The sequence below is a fragment of the Paenibacillus sp. FW126-R14 genome (genome assembly GCF_058789495.1).
Genome location: NZ_JBYTBS010000022.1, coordinates 36,455 through 54,871, shown reverse-complemented (window position 1 = coordinate 54,871; position 18,417 = coordinate 36,455). Strand labels below are relative to the sequence as shown.

General features: G+C 49.2%; 16 protein-coding genes. 13 read left to right on the top strand and 3 right to left on the bottom strand.

Annotated features, from left to right (window positions below; translation table 11 throughout):
• Positions 1-27 precede the first annotated feature (27 nt).
• From preA to AC3WRW_RS15800, 3 genes are read left to right on the top strand one after another with little or no spacing between them, the layout of a single operon-like run.
• Positions 28-1,320 carry an NAD-dependent dihydropyrimidine dehydrogenase subunit PreA gene (gene preA, locus AC3WRW_RS15810; protein WP_492547261.1) on the top strand — a complete coding sequence of 431 codons (1,293 nt, stop codon included), beginning with the start codon at positions 28-30 and terminating at the stop codon, positions 1,318-1,320.
• Positions 1,321-1,322: 2 nt separating this feature from the next.
• On the top strand, positions 1,323-2,762 hold the full coding sequence (hydA, locus tag AC3WRW_RS15805) for a dihydropyrimidinase (RefSeq protein WP_492547260.1): 1,440 nt from the start codon (positions 1,323-1,325) through the stop codon (positions 2,760-2,762).
• A complete protein-coding gene (locus AC3WRW_RS15800; RefSeq protein WP_492547259.1) occupies positions 2,755-2,970 on the top strand; it encodes a hypothetical protein in 216 nt (71 codons plus the stop codon). Before hydA ends, AC3WRW_RS15800 begins: the two co-directional genes overlap by 8 nt.
• Here AC3WRW_RS15800 and AC3WRW_RS15795 read toward each other — a convergent pair.
• The gene (locus AC3WRW_RS15795; protein WP_492547258.1) at positions 2,967-4,571 is read right to left on the bottom strand and encodes a PucR family transcriptional regulator; all 1,605 of its coding nucleotides are present in this window, start codon (positions 4,569-4,571) and stop codon (positions 2,967-2,969) included. The two genes, AC3WRW_RS15800 and AC3WRW_RS15795, sit on opposite strands and share 4 nt — an antisense overlap.
• Before the next feature lie 273 nt (positions 4,572-4,844).
• Here AC3WRW_RS15795 and AC3WRW_RS15790 point away from each other — a divergent pair, with 273 nt between their 5' ends.
• Both AC3WRW_RS15790 and AC3WRW_RS15785 read left to right on the top strand, forming a co-directional pair.
• Positions 4,845-6,608 (top strand): ABC transporter ATP-binding protein, encoded by a 1,764-nt coding sequence (locus AC3WRW_RS15790; protein WP_492547257.1) that lies wholly within the window; start codon positions 4,845-4,847, stop codon positions 6,606-6,608.
• Positions 6,605-8,476, top strand: coding sequence for an ABC transporter ATP-binding protein (locus AC3WRW_RS15785; RefSeq protein WP_492547256.1), 1,872 nt, complete (start codon positions 6,605-6,607; stop codon positions 8,474-8,476). Before AC3WRW_RS15790 ends, AC3WRW_RS15785 begins: the two co-directional genes overlap by 4 nt.
• Positions 8,477-8,541: 65 nt before the next feature.
• On the opposite strand, the gene AC3WRW_RS15780 is transcribed toward AC3WRW_RS15785, so the two are convergent.
• On the bottom strand, positions 8,542-8,676 hold the full coding sequence (locus AC3WRW_RS15780) for a hypothetical protein (protein WP_492547255.1): 135 nt from the start codon (positions 8,674-8,676) through the stop codon (positions 8,542-8,544).
• A 229-nt stretch (positions 8,677-8,905) separates the two neighbouring features.
• Between AC3WRW_RS15780 and AC3WRW_RS15775 the strand changes: the two genes are divergently transcribed.
• The 7 genes from AC3WRW_RS15775 to AC3WRW_RS15745 all read left to right on the top strand — a co-directional run bounded on the left by AC3WRW_RS15775 (position 8,906) and on the right by AC3WRW_RS15745 (position 14,912).
• On the top strand, positions 8,906-9,361 hold the full coding sequence (locus tag AC3WRW_RS15775) for an NUDIX domain-containing protein (RefSeq protein ID WP_492547254.1): 456 nt from the start codon (positions 8,906-8,908) through the stop codon (positions 9,359-9,361).
• Positions 9,362-9,387: 26 nt separating this feature from the next.
• The gene (locus AC3WRW_RS15770; RefSeq protein WP_492547253.1) at positions 9,388-9,909 is read left to right on the top strand and encodes a GNAT family N-acetyltransferase; all 522 of its coding nucleotides are present in this window, start codon (positions 9,388-9,390) and stop codon (positions 9,907-9,909) included.
• 32 nt (positions 9,910-9,941) lie between these two features.
• Positions 9,942-10,634, top strand: coding sequence for an HAD family hydrolase (locus AC3WRW_RS15765; protein WP_492547252.1), 693 nt, complete (start codon positions 9,942-9,944; stop codon positions 10,632-10,634).
• Complete coding sequence (locus tag AC3WRW_RS15760) at positions 10,631-11,056, top strand: SRPBCC family protein (protein ID WP_492547251.1); 426 nt, start codon at positions 10,631-10,633, stop codon at positions 11,054-11,056. Before AC3WRW_RS15765 ends, AC3WRW_RS15760 begins: the two co-directional genes overlap by 4 nt.
• A gap of 2 nt (positions 11,057-11,058) precedes the next feature.
• Entirely contained in the window at positions 11,059-11,853 is a 795-nt protein-coding gene (locus AC3WRW_RS15755; RefSeq protein WP_492547304.1) for a lipid II flippase Amj family protein, read from the top strand.
• Between the two features lie 83 nt (positions 11,854-11,936).
• Positions 11,937-12,815: a radical SAM/SPASM domain-containing protein gene (locus tag AC3WRW_RS15750; protein WP_492547250.1), complete on the top strand. Its 879-nt coding sequence runs from the start codon at positions 11,937-11,939 to the stop codon at positions 12,813-12,815.
• A 147-nt stretch (positions 12,816-12,962) separates the two neighbouring features.
• Positions 12,963-14,912 (top strand): ATP-dependent DNA helicase, encoded by a 1,950-nt coding sequence (locus AC3WRW_RS15745; RefSeq protein WP_492547249.1) that lies wholly within the window; start codon positions 12,963-12,965, stop codon positions 14,910-14,912.
• Between the two features lie 10 nt (positions 14,913-14,922).
• Here the strand turns inward: AC3WRW_RS15745 and AC3WRW_RS15740 are convergent, their stop codons facing one another.
• Positions 14,923-16,713, bottom strand: coding sequence for an ABC transporter substrate-binding protein (locus AC3WRW_RS15740; RefSeq protein ID WP_492547248.1), 1,791 nt, complete (start codon positions 16,711-16,713; stop codon positions 14,923-14,925).
• 141 nt (positions 16,714-16,854) lie between these two features.
• Here AC3WRW_RS15740 and AC3WRW_RS15735 point away from each other — a divergent pair, with 141 nt between their 5' ends.
• Positions 16,855-18,360, top strand: a complete 1,506-nt coding sequence (locus AC3WRW_RS15735) for a DUF4153 domain-containing protein (protein WP_492547247.1) — start codon at positions 16,855-16,857, stop codon at positions 18,358-18,360.
• The last annotated feature ends 57 nt before the right edge of the window (positions 18,361-18,417 follow it).

Sequence of the window (18,417 nt, the reverse complement as noted above, 5' to 3'; positions counted from 1 at the left end):
TAGTTAATCAAACAGGAGGGATACTGCATGGCAGATTTACGCATTAATCTAGCGGGCATAACGTCACCAAACCCTTTCTGGTTGGCATCTGCTCCCCCGACCAATACCGGATATCAAGTTCAGCGCGCTTTTGAGGCCGGATGGGGAGGAGCCGTATGGAAAACACTCGGAGATCCGATTATTAATACATCCTCGCGTTTTGCAGCCGTTCATTTCAATGGACAACGCGTGTCCGGATTTAACAATATTGAATTGATTACAGACCGTCCGCTTGAGGTGAATCTCAAAGAAATTTACGAAACGAAGAAGCGTTTTCCGAATCATGCGCTCGTCGTATCCCTTATGGTTGAGCCCAAGCGTGAAAAGTGGCATGAAATTGTTAAAAAGGTGGAGGCTGTCGGCGTGGACGGTCTTGAGCTGAACTTTGGCTGCCCTCACGGGATGGCTGAGCGCGGAATGGGGGCAGCCTCCGGACAGCAGCCCGATCTTGTGGAGGCGCAGACGATGTGGGCGAAGGAAGCGGCGAAGACACCGGTCATCGTGAAGCTGACGCCGAATATTACGGACATTACGAGCACGGCGAAGGCGGCAGTTCGAGGCGGAGCGGATGCCATCTCCTTGATCAATACGATCAATTCATTGGCTGGCGTAGATATCGATACGTGGAATACGATTCCTCATGTTGGCGGGAAGGGCTCTCACGGCGGCTACTGCGGCCCGGCTGTTAAGCCGATTGCTCTGCACATGGTTGCGGATTGCGCGCGAAACCCGGAAATTGGCATTCCAATCTCGGGAATTGGCGGTATCTCCAATTGGCGGGATGCCGTTGAATTCATGCTGATGGGCGCTACGGGAGTGCAAGTTTGTACAGCCGCCATGCATCACGGCTTCCGGATCGTCGAGGATATGATCGACGGTTTGAACAACTATTTGGATGATAAAGGACTCGCCAGCGTTACGGAGCTGATTGGGAAATCCGTACCCCGCTACTCCGATTGGGGCAATTTGGATTTGAACTATGCCGTTGTAGCTAAAATTGACAACGACACTTGCATTAACTGCAATAAGTGTCATATCGCTTGTGAGGATACGTCTCACCAGTGTATTGAGATGCTGACCGGTGAGAATGGACAGTCCTATTTGCAAGTACGTGAAGAAGACTGCGTTGGCTGTAATTTATGTGCAATTGTTTGTCCAGTAGAAGGAGCGATATCCATGGTTGAGGTTGCCGGCACCGAACCGCCAATGACCTGGAACGAAAGGCAGGAGGCCATTGCCAAGTTGTCGGAAGGCAATTCCAACAAAAAGGAGGCTGTATAACGATGGCCAAACTCATTAGGAACGGTACGGTCGTGACGGCTGCTGACCAATATCAGGCGGATATTCGGATTGAGGACGGGATTATCGTGCAAATCGGCCTCAATCTGAATACAGAAGACGCCGAAATCATCGATGCGCAAGGACATTATGTGTTCCCTGGGGGAATCGATCCGCACACGCATCTGGAAATGCCTTTCGGCGGAACCGTGACCGCCGACGATTTCGAAACAGGAACGAAGGCGGCAGCGTTCGGAGGGACGACGACGATTATTGATTTTTGTTTGACGAATAAAGGTGTTCCGCTAAGCCAATCCGTTCAGACCTGGCATAATAAAGCCAAGGGCAAGGCCGTGATTGATTACAGCTTCCACTTAATGATTGCAGAAATTACCGATGACGTGCTGGCTGAACTGCCAACCATGATACATGACGAAGGAATCACCTCGCTCAAAGTATTTATGGCTTACAAAAATGTGTTTCAAGCGGATGACGGCACCTTGTATCGGACAATGCTCGAGGCTAAGCGGCACGGCGCACTTGTCATGGTTCATGCCGAAAATGGCGACGTCATCGATTACTTGATCAAAGAAGCGCTGGATGCGGGCAATACAGAGCCGATCTATCATGCGCTGACACGCCCATCCTTGATTGAAGGCGAAGCGACAGGGCGTGCAGCCAAGCTTACCGCTCTGGCAAATTCACAGCTCTATGTCGTTCACGTGACTTGTGAAGAAGCCGTCCAGCAAATTGCTCAAGCGAGAAATCAAGGCGTCGATGTTTGGGGGGAGACTTGTCCGCAGTATTTAATGTTGGATCAGTCCTACTTGGAAAAGCCGAATTTCGAAGGAGCGAAGTATGTGTGGTCGCCACCGCTGCGCCCGAAGATTCATCAAGACGCGCTCTGGACGGCTCTTCAAAACGGTCAACTCCAGACGTTAGGTTCCGACCACTGTTCCTTTAATTTCAAAGGTCAAAAGGAGCTTGGACTCGGTGATTTCAGCAAAATTCCGAATGGCGGTCCTTGTATTGAAGATCGTTTCTCGATTCTGTTCTCGGAAGGTGTCCTGAAAGGGCGAATTACGCTGAATCAGTTCGTAGATATCGTTTCTACCCGAAGTGCCAAGCTGTTTGGTTTATTTCCGAGGAAAGGTACGATTGCCGTAGGCTGCGATGCCGATATCGTCATTTTTGATCCGCAGGCAACTCGCGTCATTTCCTCAGAAACGCACCATATGAATGTTGATTATAATCCTTTCGAAGGACTTGAAATAACAGGTGAGCCGGTAACCGTGCTGTCGAGAGGGGAGTATGTGATCAGAGATAAACAATTCGTGGGCACTCCGGGTATTGGGCAATTTCTGAAACGGGATACGTACCCATCCTCATCCCTCCAAGTAACCGCTAAGCAATCTGCCGATCAAAGGGGGGCGACGCATGTCTGAACACGAACAATTTATGCTGGAGAAGCGCAAACTTGATGGTTATGCCGCCCAGAAGTTTAACATTGTGGGAGTAAGGGAGGACCTGGAGGGCGCATGGCTTCAGCTCGAACACCCCGGCGGCGAAAAAGCCACCCTGCATCTGAAAACAGCGAATGCGCGGAAATATTATGCCACGCTGCTCATACGGCAAGGACAAGAGCGCAACTAAGCGATAACGCCATGCAAATATTCGTACCCGTGTAGCGCAAGCTCAATGGCTATCCTTTTGTCCGAGCGCATGAAATCTTCACCAAGCAGCAGCGTGATTTTATCGAGCCGATGATACAGGGTTTGCCTCACGATAAACAGCTCCTTGGCCGTTTCCTGCTTGGAACCGCTTAAAGCTAAATACATTTTCAACGTTTTCATAAGCTGGCCGTTTTTTTCTCGGTCGTAGCGAAGCAAGCTCCCGAGATATTCGTCAATATACGAAGTTAGTCGTCCGCTTTGCTTCATAGTATGAATGATTTTGTTGACATGCAGTTCGTGATAGAAGGGCATATGTAATACCCCGATATCTTTTTGAATGTTAATCGTATCCAAGGCGGTTTCATAGCTTTCCTTGAGCCGTGTCAGATCGTTTATGACCTTGCCAATGCCCAAAAGGGGAGCGAAAAGAGCCGTCTCTGGGACGATCTCTGTTTTCCGCAATCGCTGGAGTGCTCGCTGGAGCCGGTCTTGAAATAGCCCAGATGCTGTTCCCAGTTGATTTAGGAGGATAAATACAAGATGAGAGTCGAACAAAGCAGGGACCAAATAGAAGCCTTCACTTTCGAAAATGGAGCGCGCTGCCCGATGTTTTTGAGAAAGCTGCGCTTCATGATCGTTGGCATTCTGCAGGACAGAAGAGTTGTCAAACACACATACAACAGCTTGGTCGAGTTTTATGGCAGGTTTTTGAGCAAGCATGTAGTCTCGAATATCCTGGTGGGAATGCTTTCCTTTCAACCAATCGGTTACCCAAAGATCTTGTTTATAACGCTTTTTCTCCTCCATGTAGGTGGTACGCATCATTTCCTGCGCAATGGCGGTTGCGAATCGGTCCAGAGCAAGAATCTGAAATTCGCTTAACTCCTGTTCTCCGTATAATAGCAGGTCGGCGAACAGACGATCCAAGGCTAAGATCGGGCGATGCGCAAGCCGGCCTTTCAGCTCGGGCTGACGCATGATTTCCCCGAAAATCCATTTTTCATAAAAAGCATGAGCTTCATCCTTCGGCATGTCCGGGATAAAACGGGCTTCTTCCCCAAACGGAAAAAAAGCCACCTGAACGTTCGTTGTTTGCTGCAATAGTTTCAAGATTGGCCGCAACCCTTTACCCGACAGGAGCAATTGATTCAACTGTGCGGAGAGGGCTTCCAGCTCGGACACCATGCTGTAATGCTGATGAATGAAATGTGCGTGCAAATCTTGGGTGATATCAATATAACGGACTTGTTCATGAAAAAAAATAAGTGGAAAATGTTCGCGAAGGGCAAGCTCTTTCATTCGTTCGAGGGGCAAGTTCGTATACGGCCCCATCTCGATACAAAGTCCGGATGCTCCGCTGTCTATCAACTGCTGGAGGAAGGAGAGGCTTAATTCTTCATTATCATGCCAGCCAATCCCGGTGTTGAGGATCAGCTCGTTGCCATTCAATAAGTGGCCGACCTGGGGTACTTCCATAATGTGAGCCCATCGAACTGTACGGTTTAACGCTTCTTCCGTGGCGATGGCTTCGGCTTGCTGAAACAAAGGACGCTGCAAAATATCTTTCACGGTTAGTTGCATAAGTGTCTGAACCAATTCCATCCACCGCCTTTGTGTTAAGGAAGGTAACATATGAGCTGATTTCGTAGTATTAGTTTATTATAAAATGTTTTCAATGACTAGTGGCGGTCGCGAGAGATTGCGGCTTTTTTGGCTTTTTTTTTGCACAAAAAACGTGCGTTGTCGGTTGTACCTCAATTTAGTATGATTGGATATACGATTGGCGGAGGAGGACAATGTTAAAGGGCATTAATAATTAATGCCATTAATAATAACTACTGGAGGCCCTGCATAATGAAAGCAAAACCTAAGAAAAATAGCTCGATGGGACAGTATAAGGAGCTGTTAAGCCGTTATTTGTTTCCTCAGAAAGGTACACTCGCATTATTAACGCTGCTATTATTCGCTTCAATTGGATTACAGCTCGTCAATCCGCAAATTATTCGGTATTTTATCGATCAAGCGCAAGCCGGCAGCGCGATGCAGCCGCTGATTACAGCCGCGATCTTCTTTATAGGTTTCTCACTGGTACAGCAGCTTGTTTCAGTCATAGCGACCTATTACAGCGAAAATGTCGGTTGGAAAACGACGAATAAATTGCGTGGTGATCTGGCTGCGCACTGCCTGTCGCTCGATATGTCTTTTCATAAGTCGCATACGTCAGGCTCGCTGATTGAACGTGTAGATGGCGATGTGAATGCATTGGCGAATTTCTTCTCCAGTATGATCATCCATCTGTTCGGTAATTTGCTCCTGATGACAGGCATCATTGTTTTATTATTCCGGGAAAATTGGATCATTGGCGCCGGGATGGCTTTTTTCGTCGTTTTTGCTGTTTTTATGATCCAGTGGATCCGCAAATTCGCTGTCCCTGTATGGGCGGGCTGGCGGCAGGCCAACGCGGAGTTTTACGGTTTTATCGGCGAACATTTGGAAGGGACGGAAGATATTCGCGCCAATGGCGCGGTCGGTTTCGTCATGAATCGCTTCTATACGATGCTTAGAAAAATGCTTCCCTTGCGTGTTAAAGCGTTTCTTGGCTTCTGCGCAATGTGGAACACATCGATATTCGTTTTTGCGCTGGGCAACGCCATGGCTTTCGGAATCAGCGCTTATCTGTGGTATAGCCAGAACATCTCGCTCGGTACGGTGTATTTGATTTTCTTTTATACGGAGCTGCTGGCAAAACCTATCGAGAAAATTCGCACACAGATGGAAGATTTGCAGAAAGCCGATGCAAGTATTTCGCGTATTCGGGAACTGTTCGCGATCCAATCCGCAATTAAGGATGGGCCGGGCGCGGCACTGCCGAAAGGACCGCTTAGCGTTGAATTCCGCGATGTTACGTTCAGTTACGATGGCGATCAACCTACGCTGAAAGGTGTAGAGCTAAGCTTAAAGCCAGGGGAAGTCCTCGGCTTGCTTGGCCGAACGGGCAGCGGGAAGTCTACGATGGCGCGGCTTTTGCTGCGGTTTTATGATCCGCAAAGCGGTACGATTGCGCTCGGCGGAACGGATATCCGCAGCTTTAAGCTGGCGGATCTTCGCAAACGGGTCGCGCTCGTGACGCAAAATATTGAAATTATGCAGGGAACCATTCGCGATAATTTGACTTTCTACAATGAGACGATTACCGATACTGAAATCGTCGATGTTTTGACAGAGCTTGGGCTTGGCACATGGTATGAGTCAATGCCGGAAGGTTTGGATACGATGTTGGCCTCCGGAGGAGGCAGCTTGTCGGCAGGTGAAGCCCAATTGTTGGCGTTCGCACGCGTCTTTTTAACAAAGCCTGATCTCGTCATTATGGATGAAGCTTCTTCCCGGCTTGATCCGCTGACCGAACAGAGGATTGAGAAGGCGGTTTCCAAGTTGTTGACGGAAAGATCCTGCATCATGATCGCCCACCGGTTAGCCACCGTGCAGCGCGCGGATCATATCTTAATTTTGGATAACGGACAAGTGATGGAAACAGGGAGAAGAGAGCAGTTGACCGCAGATCCAAATTCCAGATTCAGCCAATTACTTGCTACGGGACTCGAGGAGGTGTTGGTATGAATACGTTTCAATATTTGTGGCGGCTTATTATGTACCGGCCTCTGCGTTATTATATCAATGCCATTGCATGGACGGTTATTTATTTGGCGCCGATTGCCCCAGGCTTGATTACGAAACAGTTTTTTGATTCCTTGACAGGGCATTCCAGTCTCGGCTATGGGGTCTGGGGGTTAATCGCGCTGCTCATGGCTGCGGCATTAGGGCGAATCTGCCTTATTATCATCGGATTTATTACGGATGTTCATTTTCGTTTCCGAATGGGCATGCTGCTGCGAAGGAACTTGCTTGAGCATGTCTTAAAGCAGCCGGGAGCACAAGCCATTCCGGTCTCGCCCGGGGAAGCGATCAGTCACTTCCGGGACGATGTGGATCAATCCGAAGAGGCCGCAAGCTGGTCTGTCGATGTGTTTGGATTGACTTGTTTTGCTATCGTGTCCGGTTATATTCTGATTCGCATCGATGCTCAGATGACGCTGCTCGTTTTTCTGCCGATTGTGCTGGTCATTACGGCTGCGCAGTTAGCGACGGTTCGTCTTCAGAAGTATCGCGCTGCGAGCAGGGAAGCAACGTCCAAAGTGACAGGAGAAATCAGTGAAATGTTCGGCAATGTGCAGGCCATTCAGGTGGCTGGTGCCGAGAAACGCGTTATTGCGCGATTCCGCAGCTTCGGTGACAACCGCAGGAAAGCGATGTTGAAAGACCGTTTAATGACGGAGCTGCTGGATTCGGTATTTTCCAACTCTGTGAACTTGGGAACCGGACTCATTTTGCTGCTGGCAGGTACGAAAATGAGAGCCGGCGATTTCACGGTCGGAGACTTCGCGCTGTTCGTGTACTATCTGACCTTCGTGACGCAATTTATTACGAATGTCGGCAAGTTTATTACGTATTTTAAGCAGATGAGCGTATCCTTGCAAAGGCTAACGTTCCTACTGCAGGGAGCTTCGGCAAAGGTTCTAACGATGGTTAATTCGCTGCATTTGAAGCAGAAAGGCAAGGGCCGGGAAGCTGGAGAGCGAGGCTTGAGTGGAGCGAAAAGCAGTGCGGACCGAGCGGAGGAGAGCGGAAGTGGAGCGAAGAGAAGCATGAGCAGAGCGGAGCAAACCACAAATGAAGTGCTGAGGGGTGAGGCTGCCTTGCGGCGGCTTGATGTGAATGGACTGAGCTATGCTTATGGGGATACAGGCAGAGGCATTTCGGACATTCACTTCAGCTTGCAAAGAGGATCGTTCACCGTTGTAACGGGAACGATCGGTTCCGGCAAGACCACGCTAGTTCGCTCTCTCCTTGGGCTGCTGCCCAAAGGGGAGGGAACGATCGCGTGGAACGGTGTGCCCGTCGAAGACCCGGGCACGTTCTTTACGCCGCCGCGGAGTGCCTACACCGCGCAAGTGCCGCGGTTGTACAGCGATACACTGCGGAACAATATTTTGCTCGGGCAAGCGGAGCAAAACGACAGCTTGCGTGAGGCGCTGCACGCGGCGGTGCTGGAGTACGACGTCGCGCAGCTGCCCGACGGGCTGGACACCGTCATCGGCCCGCGCGGGGTTAAGCTCTCCGGCGGCCAGGCGCAGCGGACGGCTGCAGCGCGCATGCTCGTGCGCGACGCCGAGCTGTACGTCTTCGACGACTTGTCGAGCGCGCTCGACGTGGAAACGGAACAGAAGCTCTGGGAGCGGATGTTCCAGCGTCGAAGCGATGCGACCTGCTTAGTCGTCTCGCACCGCAAAACAGCGCTGACCCGGGCCGACCACATCATCGTCATGAAGGATGGCCGCGTTGAAGCTGAAGGCACTTCAGAAGAGCTGCTGAAGCGGAGCGCAACGTTCCGTGAACTTTGGTACGGCGACGAGCGCCAGTCGGAGTAAATAACTAGAGGGAGCCAAAAAGGCTTCCTCTTTTTTAAAATTTAGGCAGACTCCCCCCGCCAAAATTAAGCATGTTCTGCAGCGTTAACGCAGCCAAATGGCACATCGCGCTCAGTTAACGCGAAAACAGTGCTATCGTTGTAATCTACAGCTTGCAAGGTACGTGCTTTCACGCGAGACGTCCAAAATGGACGTCTCACGATGAAAGAACGCGATTTTCGCTGCTGAGAAAGCCTTTTTGACCTTCTCAAACAGGAAATCTGCCATTTGGCGGGCAGAATGTTAGACGAGACGTCCATTTCGGCCCTCTCGCCTTTGAGGGCAATCATCATTATGATCTCACATTCGGATATTTTCGAACATTTAGAGGAAATTACTGGCAGATAAACGAATAGTTGATTGAAGCAGTATGAGGAGGAAAAAGCGCATATGCCAATAGACAAAAAACAAACCTATCATGTCCTTGCCAGAGGCATTATTTTAAGCGGAGATTTTCTGTTAGTTGCACATTGCATCGGTATGGATCATACTTTCCTCCCAGGTGGACACGTTGAGTTCCACGAAGGTATACGAGCTTCGCTGGCAAGAGAAATCAAGGAAGAGCTTGGTTTAGCAAGCGTAGTGAAGGCGTACATTGGGGCTGTTGAGGCTGAGTTTGATCTGGAGGATGAGTATCATCAAGAGATAAACCATCTATTTCTTGCAGACGTTCCCGCCATAAACCACCAACAAAATCCGGATTCGATAGAACAACATCTCGAGTTTTATTGGATACCGCTAAGTGAAATGGAAGCACATAATCTGCAGCCATATCCGGTTAGAACGGTCATAACTCAATTTGTTCATGAGGGTCCGGGGCCATATTTTGAGACCACTTTTCAGTAAATTAGGCGGAAGAAAAGGAGGCACTTATGCAGATACAGATCAGAACCGAAGAATTAAAGGATCATCAGGCCGTATATGACTTGAATGTCGCAGCGTTTGGAAACCGAGAGGATGAAGCCCGATTAGTTGAGCGCGTTCGGTCATCACAAGGTTTTATCCCAGAACTCTCCCTTGTAGCGGAAATGAACAACCAAATTGTCGGACACGTTTTATTAAGCAAAGCTAAAATAATAGATGGCGAACAAGAGTACGACGTTATTGCGCTAGCCCCAATAGCTGTAAAGCCAGACTATCAAAAACTAGGCGTAGGCTCCCAGTTAATTCGCGAAGGAATCCACAGAACAACAGCTTTAGGATATGGAGCTATTTTCCTGATCGGTCATCCGAGCTATTATCCTAAGTTTGGATTTATGCCGGCAAGAAACTATGGTTTTGTGCTGAAACAATTTCAAGTGCCGGATGATGTTTTTATGGTATGCGAAGTGTTGGAGTGCTATTTGCAAAATAAGCGCGGGGAGCTTCAGTATCCCGATTCTTTTTTCAGCTGAGCCACATTCTTTCAAAAAGGAGGGATTGCTCCATGCTAAAAGCCATTATTTTTGATCTGGATGGAACGTTGCTCGATCGGCAGGCATCACTGGAAGCTTTTGTTAAACATCAACATTCTCGTATGGTTGAGCTACAAAGCATTGACAAATGCGTGTATGTGAACAGATTCATAGAATTGGACCAGAGAGGATATGTATGGAAGGACAAAGTGTATCAGCAGCTGACGCACGAATTTGGACTAGCTCTGGCATGGGAGGATTTATTAGAAGACTACGTGCAGCATTTCAGCTCGCACTGTGTGGGCTTCCCCAATCTTCATGAGCTTCTGGCGCATTTAAAAGAGAGCGGGATAAAGCTGGGCCTGATTACCAACGGCTTTGGAACTTTTCAATTAAAAAATGTAGAAGCACTGGGTATCTCCCCCTATTTGGATACTGTGCTCGTCTCGGAAATAGAAGGTCTGCGAAAGCCAGATCCAGAGATTTTTCTAAGAGCCTTAAATAGCTTGGGTGTACAGCCTAATGAAGCTGCGTATGTCGGGGATCATCCGGAGAACGACGTAGGTGCTAGTCGCAAGGTAGGAATGCTGGGTATTTGGAAGAAAGACGACTATTTCGAAGGTGATTTCGAGCGGGATCATACGATTGGGGATTTGATCGAACTCAAGGAGTATGTAGAGAAGTTCGCCTATTACACGGAATCAGCAAAGGAGGAAAGTTTATGAAACCGGAGAAAATCGTAGGACTCACGACTTCTGCAGGTTTTCAAATTGGGGTTAGAAGAACGATTCCTATCAGTCAAGGGAAGGTATGGGAAGTGCTGATTTCGCCGCAGGGCCGTAAACTTTGGCTAGGGGATCTTGCAGAAGAAACAACTCTCGAAAAAGGGAGCTCGTATTGCGCGGACGATGGACTTAAAGGGATTGTACGCGTAGTTAATCCATATGAGCAGCTCCGCCTCACATGGCAGCCGGCTGCTTGGCCCGAAGCTTCAACCTTGCAAATTCGCCTGCTGCCTGCCGCCTCTCCCGGTAAAACGACGATCTCCTTTCACCAAGAAAAATTGGACAGTTTGCAGCGCAGAGAAGAGATGAAGGTACACTGGGAAGCCGTCATTAGCGGCCTGCAGGAGCTTGCTAACCAATGACCATGACGAATACGCTCATTCTTGTTTTTATTTTGACGATGATTATTCATACGGCTGAAACCTTGTCCTACTCCATACGTTTTGCCGGGGTGCAGGTGAACAAGCTGGCTGTGGCGCTCTCCTTAGTTGGCATCGTGGTGCTCGTTTCACGTACGGCCAATTTAATTCAGGCCCCGATGACGGCTAAATTCGTTGATTTTGCCAAGGCAGAGCCTGCTTTTGATTTAGAAAAATATTTTCGAATTTCCTTATTCGCCTCCTCCATCGGAACATTGATTGCCATAGCTTTATTTCCTTCTTTTATTAATCTCAGTGTTCGCGTCATCGCCCGTTTGGAAGTGGCAGGCTCTATCCCGAAGCTCATTTCAAGCGTGACCGTCGAACAGCTGAAACAAACCAAAAAATATTTGAAAAAGCCCAAATTCAAGCTAAGTCAATTCCGCTATCTCGGCGTCTCCAAACGGTTTTTGATCATCAATATATTGGTAACGGCCTTTTACTCTGTCGGGGTGCTGTCATCTCTGTATGCGGCACATTTGCTGCCTGAGTTTGCGACTACCGCTTCGCAGGCATCGGGTCTCATCAACGGGATCGCGACGATTTTGCTCACGATTTTCATCGATCCGCAGCTGGGTCTTATTACCGATAAAGCGCTGCAGGATGAATCGCAGAAAAGGCAGCTGGGGAAAATTTATGCATTGCTCATGACTTCGCGTTTTCTGGGCACCCTGCTGGCGCAGGTGTTTCTTATCCCTTCGGCGCATTTTATCGGCTGGATCGTGAAATGGATTTTCTAATTGTTGCAATTCCTTTCTTTCATGTGAGCACCTTGTTATAATAGCTATTATCATAGTAGCGCAGCTAGAAACGGAGTCATGGGATGAAGAAGTTTAAGAAGTTTTATATTGAAATTACAAGCGTATGCAATCTGGCTTGTACTTTTTGCCCGCAAACGAAGCGGCAAGCCAATTTTATAAAGATAGATACATTCACGAATATTCTAGATCAAATCAAACCGCATACGGATCATATCTATTTGCATGTTAAAGGGGAGCCGCTCTTGCATCCGAAGATCGACGAGCTGCTCGATTTGAGCCATGAGAAAGGCTTTAAGGTCAATATTACGACCAACGGCACGTTGATTAACAAGAACCGGCACAAACTGCTGGATAAGCCGGCGCTTCGGCAAATGAATTTTTCTCTGCACAGTTTCGACGGACACGAGGGCTCTGAGGATAAAGAAGGCTATGTGATGAGCATTTTGAAGTTTGCCAAAGAAATCGTAGCAAAGTCGAATGTGATCATCTCTTTCCGACTGTGGAACCTCACCATGGACAATCAAACGAATCAGGAGCGGCAGCGGAATCGCGAAGTGCTGGCCATGCTGGAGAAAGAGTTCGAGCTTGATTACAAAATCGATGAGGAATTTGTACGCGGCAGCGGTGTGAAACTGGCCGAACGCGTCTATCTGAATCAGGACCATGAATTTCAATGGCCGGATTTGAAAGCTCAAGAGATTGAAGGGCCCGGCTTCTGTCACGCGCTGCGGAATCAAGCGGGCATTCTGGTTGACGGTACGGTCATCCCTTGCTGTCTTGACGGGGAAGGCGTCATTAATTTGGGCAACATTAACCAAACGCCTTTCTCTGAGATTGTGGAAGGGGAGCGGGCGAACCGCTTGTTCGAGGGCTTCTCCCGAAGGGAAGTTGTTGAAGAGCTGTGCCGCAAATGCGGGTACCGGGAACGTTTCAGCATGTAAGACAAGGGAATTAGAGACGAAAAGCTTCTTCATGCCAGCTGGATCAGCGGGGTGAACGAAGCTTTTTTGTTAGTTACTTTTGCTTTTACAGCCGCTTAGTGAGATAATAGAAGTTTGATTTCATATTTATTGTTGGGGGCTCGGAACGTGGGACGGTATCCATTTGATTATGATCATTCACAGCCATTCATGCAGCAGGTTTCTGACTGGATTGCTGATTTATTTTATGAAGTTTTGCCGGAGGCCGGCTTTGAGGTGCGCGATGAACAAATTTACATGGCGTTTCAGCTGGAGCGGGCTTTTGCCGAGAAACAAACGATTTTTGCGGAAGCCGGCGTAGGAACCGGAAAGACGCTCGTTTACTTGCTGTATGCGATTTGTTATTCGCGTTTTACGAAGAAACCGGCCATTATCGCTTGTGCGGATGAATCGTTGATCGAACAATTGGTCAAGCCCGGTGGCGATATTGATAAAATAACGCGGCACTTGGATCTAGTGATCGATGCGCGGCTTGCCAAATCCCCAGATCAGTACGTCTGTCTGCAGAAGCTGGATGAAGCACGCTTCGGGCACGAGGATACCGGCCTATACCGGGATCTGCATGCCGGTCTTCCCGACTTCGTCCATACGAGGGAAGCACTGCAATCCTTTTATGCCTATGGAGATCGCAAAGACTATCCGAACCTGAACGATGAGCAGTGGTACCGCGTAAGCTGGGATGCATATCAGGATTGTTTTGTCTGTGATAAAAGGCACCGCTGCGGGCAAACGCTTTCCCGGGAATCGTACCGAAAATCAGCGGATCTTATTATCTGCTCGCACGATTTCTACATGGAGCATGTTTGGACCTACGAGGGCCGCAAGCGGGAAGGCCAGCTTCCATTGCTGCCGGAACACTGCGCGGTTGTTTTCGACGAAGGCCATTTGATGGAATCGGCCGCTCAAAAAGCGCTGACCTACAAGCTGAAGCATACCGTTTTTGAAGAATTAGTGGTGCGTTTGTTAAAAGGGGAAGTGAGGGAGACGCTAGCCGTCTGTATCGATCAGGCGATCGAGCAAAGCGAATTGATGTTCGAAGTGCTGGAGAGCTGCTGTCAGCCGATTCCGGGCTCGGACCGTAAGCAAATTGTGATGAACGAACGGCTTTTGCGTGAAATTCACCGGCTGTGTGACATTTTGTCCCAGATTGAAGAGGAGCTTGTCTTTGAAAGTGAGATGTTCACTTTGAACGACTACCAGCTCAAGATTGTCGAAGAGCATTTGGAAATGATGCAAAAGGCGCTGGCCTTGTTCCGCCACGATCAAGCCTTCATTTGTTGGGCGACGGAAAGTATAACGGGTCTCAGTTTGGTCATCATGCCAAGAACGGTCAAAGAAGTGCTCAGAGAGCAAGTATTTTCGGCAAAAATGCCCATCGTATTCTCATCAGCTACGCTATCCGTCGAGGGAACCTTTGATTATGTGGCGGAAAGCTTGGGACTCGACAAATATTTATCTTTTTCCGTAGATTCGCCTTATGACTATGCAGAGCAGATGGAAGTGATCGCTCCCAAATGGCCTGCAGGAGGGACTTTCCAGGAGAAGCTGGAAACGGCCGTTACACTGGTGCAAAGAACGGAGGGCCGCGCGCTCATTTTGTTTCCGACGCATGAGGAGCTTCGGCGGTTTAAGCGGGAGATTCAGCAGCGAACTGATTGCGCAAAGCTGCGGTTTCTATTTGAAGGAGATCAAGAAATCAGCCATCTCATCGCCTCTTTCCAGAATGATGAGCATAGCGTGCTTGCCGCTGTAAGCCTATGGGAGGGACTTGACGTACCGGGTCCGTCGTTGTCGAACGTGATCGTTTGGGCGCTGCCGTTCCCTCCGCAGGATCCAGTGTTTATGGCGAAAAGGGAAGCGGCCGCAAATTCTTACGAGGAAGTGGACATTCCGTACATGCTGTTGAGGCTGAGACAAGGGATTGGCCGCTTGATCCGCACACGGGAAGATAGCGGGATGATCGCCATCTTCAGCGAGGAGATGCACACGAATGAGGGACTTCGCGAGCATATTGCCGGCGTACTGCCATCAGGAGTAACGTTAACGTACGAACTGTAAAGCCTGAGTTTTAAGTGAACCAAATGTCGCGAAATCGCACCCACCCGAGCGAATCGAACGAAATGCCGCGGATCGACGGGTGATAGGCTGTTTTGAGATGCTTTCGATAAAGAAAAAGCAAACTATAGCGCTGCTTGAGCCGTGTTTCTAACTGCTCGAGCAGCGTTATTCTGCGTTTCGGGTCGATTTCATCGCGCAAATGCTGCAAGCTGTCTTCGAGCAGCCTGTGTACGTCAGGCGCCGCATGCTGCTGCATGCTTTTGTACATGTCGTAAAGCCTTAGTTCGCGGTGCTCGTCAAGCATGATGGCGAACAGAACAAGATCGGCCGACATGCGAAGCTCGCCTTTGAATTGTTCCGCCGGGATGAGCATGATTTGGAGAGTAATGCCTGACATAGCGTACAGGTTTTGCAATAGTAGCGCATCCTTCTCATATTGCGGGATGGTCGCAAGCTTCAAAGGTTCCCCTTGGTAACCGGCGGCTTGAAGGAGCTGATGCACATAGGAAGCTCGATCAGATAATAGTGCAGGCGCTTTGTGATCGGATACTGACTGCGGGAAAAAGGAATTGGCCGCCTCAATCACATCGCCGGACAGCTGCTCTAGCAAGTAATCTTGATCCAGGGCTAACTGAAGGGCTTCCCGCATGAGAGGGTTTCTTAACGGACCTTCTTTGATTTCATTCACGGTCATGAACTTGGTCGTCATCCCCGATTGCCGTACTTGCTGCCAGCGACGGGCATCCATATCCGATATGCGTACATTGTGCATGACTTGAAACGGCTGCTGGTGATCGGATGCATGAAGTTGTTCGTTCTCTGGCAGCGTCCACACTTCGACGCGATCCAAGAACCCCCTGCCTTGAAAATAAGCCGGAAAAGCTTCCAAATTCCATATCCCGTGTTCATGCCCGGCTAATCGAAAAGGGCCCGTTCCGACAGGGGCGGTACCCATCCAGCCCCCGGATGCTTCGCATGCATCTTCCGGAACAATAACGGCCCGATTCGTACTCAAAAAGCCCAAAAACAATTCATTGCGCTCCGCCAACTGGATAAGAACCGTTGTTTCATCGAGGCAGTCGATCGATTGGATTGCCGCGTAAGCCCAGCTGTACAGTCCGCGGGGAGCTAGGCGCCGAAGACGCTGCAGCGCATATTGGACATCACTGGCGTGCATCTCGCGGCCATGATGAAAGCGCACGCCTTTACGGAGATAGAACGTCCAGGCCGTTCTCGACTCGTCCACATCCCACGCATGCGCCAAATGAGGAATGATGTGCTCGCCTTTGGCATCCATCCGCACGAGTCCGTCGAAAAGCTGATTAACCAAATGCGATTCCCCGGCATAATGGATGGCCGCAGGATCTAACGAGTGAATCGTCTGTGTGAGCGGAAACCGCAGGACGTCGGTTCTTCTCTGGCCCTGCAGCTCGGAATGAAACCCAAACTGACCCGACAGCCATTCTTGGAATTGCTCCCGCAGCTGAGCGGGATGCTCGGGTGCTTGCAGCAGCTCCAAGGCGGATTTCAAATCTTGTTTCGCCACATATTCCTTCGCCTCATCCAGCAGCATTTGCTCTTTGCGCATGAGAAAAAGCAGGGTCGAGCGATTGCCGCGGCCCTTCTTGGGGTGCCAAGCGAGCCACTCCTCCTGCTGCATTCGCTTTAATAGAAGCACCATATTGCGGTGCGTACAGTCCAAATGTGCCGCCAGCTCTTCGAGCGTCGTTTCCAGCGGAAACTCTTCGTGAACATGAGGATAAGCGTTTCGAAGTGTTAAATAATGCTTGCGAATTTTCACCCAAAGCCCTCCGCCATAAAATATGAAATTATCAAAAATAAACTTACACTTTTTGTTCTTATTTTAAAGGTTACAATAATAGGCAGGAATTATCAATTCCCAGCAGCTTCTGCAAATGGCAAATCAAAGGAGAGAAGTTTAATGAGAGATCCGGCTCCATGGCAAAAAAAGTATAGCTTCATGCTTTTGTATGCTTGTTTATTCGGATTGTTGGTGCAATATTTATTTCTCGGCCGACCGGCGGGTATTTCCGTTTTGCTTACTGTGAGTGGCTTCTATGGCCTCTATTTTTATGCGATAAAAGGAAGACTAGGCGGGTTTGAGCCATGGAAAGGGCAGAGCACGGCCGGTTGGCTGCTGATGGTGCCTGTGGCATTGCTAGCTTTGACTTATGCGGTATTTGCGAACAGCTTGTTTCATACGCTAAATGGGCTAGCCTTACCGCTCTGCATCGTGATGCAAACGATCGTCTTATCCAGGAACAGCAAGCATGCATGGTATCATGCTACTTTCCTTCAAGATATGGCTAGGCATGTAATTAGCAGGCCAATCGCTCATCTCCCTGTGCCCTTCGGTATGATCAAAGCGTGGCTGCCGAGCCGGGAGAGCGGAAAAGAATCGACTTGGGGAAGAGTCGGTAAAGTTCTGGCAGGGCTTTTGCTGGCGGCGCCTATTTTGTTTATTGTAGTCGGTTTGTTGGCGTCAGCCGACAGCATTTTTTCATCCTGGGTCATGCGAATTCCTGATTGGTTCAGCGGCATATCCGCGGGGGACGGGGTTGCCCGCACGATTTTTGCGGTTTGTACGGCTTTGTACACCTTCTGCTATATGTGGGGATTATTGTTTGCGAAAGTCGTCGAAGCCGCACACCCTTTTGATCGTCCAAAAGATGAAGCTGCCGTGTCGGACCGTAATAAGGTTCAGCTGGATCCGATCACAGCGGGAACGCTGCTCGTATGTGTGAACGTTGTATATGTATTGTTTGCAATTATCCAATTTTCGTATTTATTCGGAGCGGCTGACGGCCTGCTGCCGGCGGGTGTGGCTTATGCCGAGTACGCTCGCAGGGGTTTTGCAGAGCTGGTAGTTGTCGCTTTGATCAATGTGACGCTATTGTTTCCTTGCCTGCACTGGATTCGCCGAAGCGGCCGATTGAGCGAGTCCATTCGCAAAGCGCTTCTCACGATGCTAGTTGCCTGCACGATTGTGATGCTTTTATCCGCTTACGGAAGGCTCTCGCTTTATGAAGAAGCATATGGTTTCACGCAGTTAAGACTGCTTGTGCATGGGTTTATGATTTTCCTAGGCATCTTGTTTATTCTTGCATTTTTCCGGATATGGATGGAAAAGATGTCGATGTCCAGAGCGTACATAACGACGGCCATCCTTGCTTATTTGGTCATGAATTACATAAATATCGATTACCGGATTGCCATGAATAACATGGAACGCTATGAAAAAACGGGAATGATCGATCTGGATTATTTAGGCGTACTCTCAACCGATGTTGTTCCTGCCTTAAAGAAGCTTCAAGCGAAGCATCCTGAGCTGGACACCGTACAGCAAAAAATCGATCGTATTATTGGCGAGCAAGAGAACACGGCTTGGCCATCCTGGAATCTATCGGGCTATCGTGCGAGAAGGTAGGGGAAATATAACAGCATAATAAGAGATGAGGCTGCGGGATGGCATATGGTGATGAGC